We start from the raw sequence: 6,302 nt of genomic DNA, 5'->3' as shown, positions 1-6,302 counted from the left end.
GACATGGCCACCGCGGTGATCGGCCTCAAGCACCTGATCCCGCGCGCCGATTCGCAGCCCGCCTGGAACGTGGCGATGAGCGCCGCGCTCCTCACGATGCTGCCGCCCATCATTGTGGTGGTGGCGCTGCAGCGCTCGTTCGTCAAGGGGCTGGTGGACAGCAGCAAATAGGCAAAGGACATTGCAGAAATGATCATCGTCGGACACCGCGGCGCGCGGAACCTCTGGCCCGAGAACAGCATGGGCGGCTTCCGCCGCCTGATCGCGCTGGGCGCCGATGCGGTCGAATTCGACGTGCAGGAAACGCGCGACGGCAAGGCCGTGGTCATCCACGATCCGCTGCTCGACCGCACCACCGAAGGCACGGGCGCGGTGCGCGAGCACGATGCGGCCGAGGTGCTGGCCACGCGCCTGCGCAAGGGGCAGGGCGCGCAGGAAGAACAGCGGGCCGATGAGGCCGGCGAATGCGTGCCCTCGCTGGCCGAGGTGCTCAAGCTCTTCGCGCCCACGCGCATGGAGCTGCACGTCGAGATCAAGACCGACGCCGCCGGCGAGCTGCCGCCCGGCGCCGTCGCGCGCACGGTGCAGGCGCTGCACGATGCGGGCATGGCCGAGCGCAGCATCCTGACCTGCTTCGTGCCCGAGGTGCTGGCGCAGGTGCTCGCCCACTGGCCGCGCGGGCGCGTGCTGGCCTCGCTCGACCATCGCTCGGCCGAAATGCTCGGCGGCATCACGCGTGCGCTGGCGCGCTACGCGGCGCTGCCGGGCTGCATCGTCGCGGTCGAGAAAAAGCTCCTGGCCGCCACCTGGCCGCAATGCCTGGCCGCGCTCGGCAGCGAGCGGCTGGGTGCCTGGGTGGTCAACGAGCCCGATGAAATTGCACAATGGCTCGCCATGCCCCTGCGCCAGATCACCACCGACCGACCCGACCTGGCGCTGGCCGCGCGCGCAAGGACATGAGGGGCTCGCGCCGCCGCCTGCTGCTCGGCGGAATGGCCGCTGCCTCGCTGGGCCACCCGTTCCTCCGGCTCCACGCGCAGCAGGCCGCGCGCGGGTTTCCGTTCACGCTGGGCGTGGCGTCCGGCAGCCCCAGGCCCGACGGCATGGTGCTGTGGACCCGGCTGGCGCCCGATCCGCTGCAGGGCGGCGGCATGGGCGAGGCCCCGGTCGACGTGCAGTGGGAAGTGGCACACGACGAGGGCTTTGCACGCATCGCGGCAAGGGGCAGGGCGACGGCCACCGCAGCGCTCGCGCATTCGGTGCATGTCGAAGTGCAGGGCCTCGCGCCCGGCCGCCCCTACTGGTACCGCTTCACGGCCCTTGGCGCGCGAAGCCCCGTGGGCCGCACCCGCACCGCGCCGGCCGAGGGCGATGCCGCGCCGCAGCCGCTGCGCTTTGCCTTCGCGTCATGCCAGCAGTACGAGCAGGGCTACTACGCGGCCTACCGCGACATGGCCACGCAGCCTTTGGACTTCGTCGTGCACCTGGGCGACTACATCTACGAAAGCTCCTGGGGCTCGCGCCATGTGCGCCACCACCAGGGCGGCATTCCCACGCAGCTCGGCGAGTTCCGCGACCGCTATGCGCTCTACAAGACCGATCCGCACCTGCAGGCCGCGCACGCCGCCTTCCCCTGGCTCGTGACCTGGGACGACCACGAGGTGGCGAACGACTACACCGACGATGTTTCGCCGCGCAGCATCGATCCCGCGCAGTTCCTGGCGATCCGCGCCGCGGCCTACCAGGCGTGGTACGAGCACATGCCCGTGCCCGCCAGCATGCGGCCGACCGGCGCCGCGGCCACCATCTACGGCCGCCACCGCTTCGGCCGCATGCTCGACGTGTTCCTGCTCGATGGGCGGCAGTACCGTTCGCACCATGCCTGCCTGGCCGGCCGCAGCGCCTCGCCGCTGGCCGACTGCGCCGACCGGCTGGCACCGGAGCGCAGCTTCCTCGGCGCGAAGCAGGAGGCCTGGCTCGCGAACGAACTGGCCGCACCGCCGGCCCGCTGGACGGTGATCGCCCAGCCCACGCTGCTGGCCGAGGCCGACCGCAAGCGCGGCCCCGAGCACGGCTACTGGATGGACGGCTGGGATGGCTACGCCGCCTCGCGCACGCGCCTGCTCGACGGCCTGGCCGCGAACCAGGCGCGCGGCGGCGATGCGCTGGTCATCAGCGGCGACGTGCATGCCTTCTGGGCCGCCGACCTGCGCCGCGAGCCGCAGGGGCCGGCGGTGGCCACCGAATTCGTCGGCGGCGCCATCACCTCCGAAGGCCCCAGCGCCGCCGGCGTGGCCAACATGCTCGCCAAGAACGAGCACCTGCGCTACGGCCGCGGCGACAAGCGCGGCTATGCGCAGATGGCGCTCGATGCGCGCGGCTGCACGGTCGAGTTCCGCGCCGTGGACGACGAGAAGGCGGAGGACGCCGCCGTCGTGCCGATGGCCCGCTTTGCGGTGGAGCGCGGCGCGCCCGGCGTGCATCTTGAAAGCACCTGATCGCTGCAGCCTTGCGCCGTCGTGACTATGATGGCCGTCGCACTTCCATCGCCCGGAGCGACACCCCCATGAGCATTCCGACCACCCGTCTCGGCCGCACCGGCCTCACCGTCTCGCGCCTTGCGCTCGGCACCATGACCTTCGGCCTGCAGACCGACGAGGCCGTGTCGCACCAGATTCTCGACAAGGCCGCCGAGGGCGGCATCAACTTTCTCGACACCGCCGACGTGTACCCTCTCGGCGGCACCGTCGAAACCACGGGCCGCACCGAAGAGATCATCGGCCGCTGGCTGCACAAGCAGGGCGCCGCGGGCCGCCGCCGCTTCGTGGTGGCCACAAAGGCCGTCGGCAAGGTCGGCCCCAGCAGCTGGGACCAGGGCGCCTCGCGCAAGCACCTGCTCGACGCCATCGATGCCTCGCTCAAGCGGCTGCAGACCGACCACGTCGACCTGTACCAGCTGCACAGCGACGATCGCGAGACGCCGCTCGAAGAGAGCCTGGAGGCGCTCGACGTCATCGTCAAGTCGGGCCGCGCGCGCTACATCGGTGTCTCCAACTTCCTGGCCTACCGGTTGGCACGCGCGCTCGGCAAGGCCGAGCTGCACAAGCTCACGCGCTATGTGTCGGTGCAGCCGCGCTACAGCCTGCTGTTCCGCGAGATCGAGCGCGAGCTGCTGCCGCTCGCGGGCGAAGAGGGCCTGGGCGTGATTCCCTACAACCCGCTGGCCGGCGGCCTGCTCACCGGCAAGTACAAGCCCGGCGCCGCGCCCGGGCAAAACACCCGCTTCACGCTCGGCACGGCCGGCGGCATGTACCAGGACCGCTACTGGAACGAGCGCAGCTTCAACACCGTGACCCAGCTGCACAAGCTGGCCGACGAAGCCGGCGTGCCGCTGGCCACGCTGGCGGTGGCCTGGGTCATGGCCAACCCGCTCATCACCGCGCCGCTGCTCGGCGCGAGCCGTCCCGAGCAGCTCGACGCCACGCTGGCCGCGGCCAGCTACAAGCTGGACCCCGCGCTCAAGCAGAAGCTCGACGAGCTCACGGCCGARTACCGCAAGGGCGACGCGCCCAGGTAGGCAGCCAAGGAGTGAACACCCCCCAACTCGCGCTGCTGCCATGGCACAGCTGATGTCGCTGCTGGTGCAGAACGCGATCGCGATCGTCTTCGCGGCGAGCTTTGCCGCGCGCCTCGGACTGCCGGTGCCCGCGGCCGCGGTGCTGGTGGTGTCGGGTGCGCTGCTGGCGGCCGGCAATGTCTCGGTGGCGGGCGTGGTGCTGGCTGCGGTGCTGGCCAACGTGCTGGGCGATGGCGCGTGGTTCTATGCCGGGCGCCGCTTCGGCTACCGTTTCATGCGGCTTCTGTGCCGCATCTCGCTGTCGCCCGATTCATGCGTGCGGCGCGGCGAATCGCTGATCGGCCGGTGGGGCGGCCTCTCGCTGGTGGCCGCCAAGTTCGTGCCGGGCGTCTCGGTGGTCGCGCCGCCGATGGCCGGTGCGCTGGGCATGTCGGTGTGGCGCTTCATCGGCTTCGACATCGGCGCCGCGCTGGTCTGGACCGTCGTCTTCCTCGGGCTGGGCTGGGCCTTTCGCGACCAGATCCAGGAGGTGCTGGCCATGCTGGCCCAGGCCGGCGGCATCGCGACCGCGGCGCTGGTGGTGGTGCTGGCCGTGATGCTGGCGGTGCGCTACTGGCGCCGGCGCGCCTTCATGCGGCTCACGGGCATGCCGCRCATCAGCGTGGACGAGCTGCACGAGCTGCTCGCGAGCGAGGCGCCGCCGCTGGTGATCGACGTGCGCGGGGAGGCCGGCGTGCAGGTCGATCCGCGCCGCATCCCCGGGGCGCTGGCGTACACGCTCAAGGCGCTGCAGCAGCGGCATCCGGAACTGCCGCTGGTCGGCGGGCGCGACGTGGTCCTTTACTGCAACTGCCCCAACGAGGTGTCGGCCGCGCTGGCCGCGCGCGTGCTGCTGGCGCGCGGTGCGCGGCGCGCGCTGCCGCTGACGGGCGGGCTCGACGCCTGGGTGGCCTCGGGCCGGCCGACGAGCCTGCACTGAGGCCGTTCGGCCACCACGAGGAGAGGCGGTGCTCAGTCCAGCCGGACCATCGGGCAGGACAGGACCATTCGTTCATCGCGAGGCGAATGGTGCCAGCCGGGCAGGGCGCGCTTCTGGTAGGCCTCGAGCGATGGGTAGCCCTGCACGCTCCAGCCGTAGGTGCTGATCTGTTCGGCCTCGACCACTTCGTAGCGGCACTGCCGGCCGCGGGTCGCGAGGCGAAAGACGATGCGGTCATGCGCCGCGGCAAGGTCTTTCTCCAGCACGCTGTAGCGGCTGGGTTTGCAGATGCTGAAGCTCGAATTCCATTCGATGGTTTGCGTTCGCACGTACAGCCCGCCCGAACATGCACGGCCCGTGCCGCCGAACACGGCCGTGAAGGGTGCCGCGGCAATGGCCGTGCCTGTGCCGGCCAAGGCAAGAAAGGCCAGTGCGGCGGCCGCGCGTGTCTGCATGCCCATCATCTCCGGTGTACGTGCCTGTGTTCTCACGATCTTAAGGTTCATGGCCGTGCCCGGTGGTAGTCTTGCCTCCCGATGAACCTCCGCACCAAGATCGTCGCACTGGCCGTTGCACCGCTGCTGGTTGCACTGGTGCTGGTGGCGCTGGCGGTGCGCCACCAGGAGCATGACCTGGCGCAGCGCGAGCGCGCGCTGATCGAGAAAAGCTACATGGCCCAGCGGCGCAGCGAACTGCGCAGCTACGTCGACCTTGCCGTGAGCACCGTGCGGCCGCTGTACGACGCCGGCCAGGATGACGAGCAAACCCGCAGCGAGGCCCTGCGCCGCCTGGCCGCGCTCGACTACGGCGACGACGGCTACTTCTTCGTCTACGACATGCAGGGCCGCTCGCTCATGCATTCGCGCCAGCCCGATCTGGTGGGCCAGAACCTCTGGGACATGCACGACTCCCGCGGCCGCTTCACCATCCAGGACCTGATCGCGGGCGCGCGCGCGGGCGGCGGCTATGTGGAGTACGAATGGCGCAAGCCCTCCAGCGAGCAGATGGCGCCCAAGCTTGGCTATGTCACTGCGCTGCCGCGCTGGAACTGGATGGTCGGCACCGGCCTGTACCTGGACGACATCGAGGCCACCATGCAGGCGCTCGACCGCCAGATGAGCGCCAACGTCACCACCACGCTGCTCTGGATTGCCGGCATTGCGGCGCTGTGCCTGGGCGTGGTGAGCGCCACCGGGCTGCTGCTCAACCTCAGCGAGCACCGCACGGCCGAGGCCAAGCTGCGGCTGCTGGCGCGGCGCGTGGTGCAGTCGCAGGAAGAAGAGCGCGGCCACCTCGCGCGCGAGCTGCACGACGGCACCAGCCAGACGCTGGTGTCGGCCAAGCTGCTGATCGAATCGGCCGTGGATGCGCTCGACCGCGAACGCCAGCCCGCGCCGCCCGCGCTGAGCAAGGCGCTGCAACGGCTCAACGATTCGCTGATCGAGGTGCGCCGCATCTCGCACCGCCTGCGGCCGGCCCTGCTCGACACGCTCGGCCTGCCCGCCGCGCTCGAGCGCCTGGGCGACGAATTCGCCGAAGAGGGCGCCATCGACGCCTCCATCATGATCGAGGGCGAGGCCTTCGAACTCTCGCAGGAGGCCAAGACCGCGCTCTTTCGCGTCACGCAGGAGGCGCTCACCAATGTGCGCAAGCACGCGCAGGCGCACCGCGTGCACATTGCGCTGGGCTTTTCCGACGAGGACGGCGTGCGCCTTTCGATCGGCGACGACGGCGTCGGCTTCGACG

6 protein-coding genes are annotated in these 6,302 nt (G+C 70.7%); 5 read left to right on the top strand and 1 reads right to left on the bottom strand.

The window, feature by feature from the left end; all coding sequences use genetic code 11:
* The first annotated feature begins 189 nt into the window (after positions 1 to 189).
* The 4 genes from AC1DOC_RS14730 to AC1DOC_RS14715 all read left to right on the top strand — a co-directional run bounded on the left by AC1DOC_RS14730 (position 190) and on the right by AC1DOC_RS14715 (position 4,556).
* Positions 190 to 960: a glycerophosphodiester phosphodiesterase family protein gene (locus AC1DOC_RS14730; RefSeq protein WP_478080439.1), complete on the top strand. Its 771-nt coding sequence runs from the start codon at positions 190 to 192 to the stop codon at positions 958 to 960.
* Positions 957 to 2,498, top strand: coding sequence for an alkaline phosphatase D family protein (locus AC1DOC_RS14725; RefSeq protein ID WP_478080438.1), 1,542 nt, complete (start codon positions 957 to 959; stop codon positions 2,496 to 2,498). The genes AC1DOC_RS14730 and AC1DOC_RS14725 overlap by 4 nt, the downstream gene beginning before the upstream one ends.
* Before the next feature lie 68 nt (positions 2,499 to 2,566).
* Positions 2,567 to 3,577: an aldo/keto reductase gene (locus AC1DOC_RS14720; RefSeq protein WP_478080437.1), complete on the top strand. Its 1,011-nt coding sequence runs from the start codon at positions 2,567 to 2,569 to the stop codon at positions 3,575 to 3,577.
* A gap of 40 nt (positions 3,578 to 3,617) precedes the next feature.
* Positions 3,618 to 4,556, top strand: a complete 939-nt coding sequence (locus AC1DOC_RS14715; RefSeq protein WP_478129992.1) for a VTT domain-containing protein — start codon at positions 3,618 to 3,620, stop codon at positions 4,554 to 4,556.
* A gap of 32 nt (positions 4,557 to 4,588) precedes the next feature.
* Here the strand turns inward: AC1DOC_RS14715 and AC1DOC_RS14710 are convergent, their stop codons facing one another.
* Positions 4,589 to 5,011 carry a hypothetical protein gene (locus tag AC1DOC_RS14710; RefSeq protein ID WP_478083720.1) on the bottom strand — a complete coding sequence of 141 codons (423 nt, stop codon included), beginning with the start codon at positions 5,009 to 5,011 and terminating at the stop codon, positions 4,589 to 4,591.
* A gap of 81 nt (positions 5,012 to 5,092) precedes the next feature.
* Between AC1DOC_RS14710 and AC1DOC_RS14705 the strand changes: the two genes are divergently transcribed.
* Positions 5,093 to 6,302, top strand: a 1,210-nt coding sequence (locus AC1DOC_RS14705) for a cache domain-containing protein (RefSeq protein ID WP_478129991.1), incomplete at its 3' end; no start/stop codon positions are given.

The sequence above is a fragment of the Variovorax sp. 01T439_2 genome, assembly GCF_056398445.1.
The sequence above is the reverse complement of the archived record's forward strand: the minus strand, read 5'-3'. Positions and strand labels throughout refer to the sequence as shown.

Bases quoted from the DNA above. Each gene is read 5' to 3' on its own strand.
- AC1DOC_RS14730 (WP_478080439.1), top strand. From the start codon at position 190: ATGATCATCGTCGGACACCGCGGCGCGCGGAACCTCTGGCCCGAGAAC.
- AC1DOC_RS14725 (WP_478080438.1), top strand. From the start codon at position 957: ATGAGGGGCTCGCGCCGCCGCCTGCTGCTCGGCGGAATGGCCGCTGCC.
- AC1DOC_RS14710 (WP_478083720.1), bottom strand. From the start codon at position 5,011: ATGCAGACACGCGCGGCCGCCGCACTGGCCTTTCTTGCCTTGGCCGGC.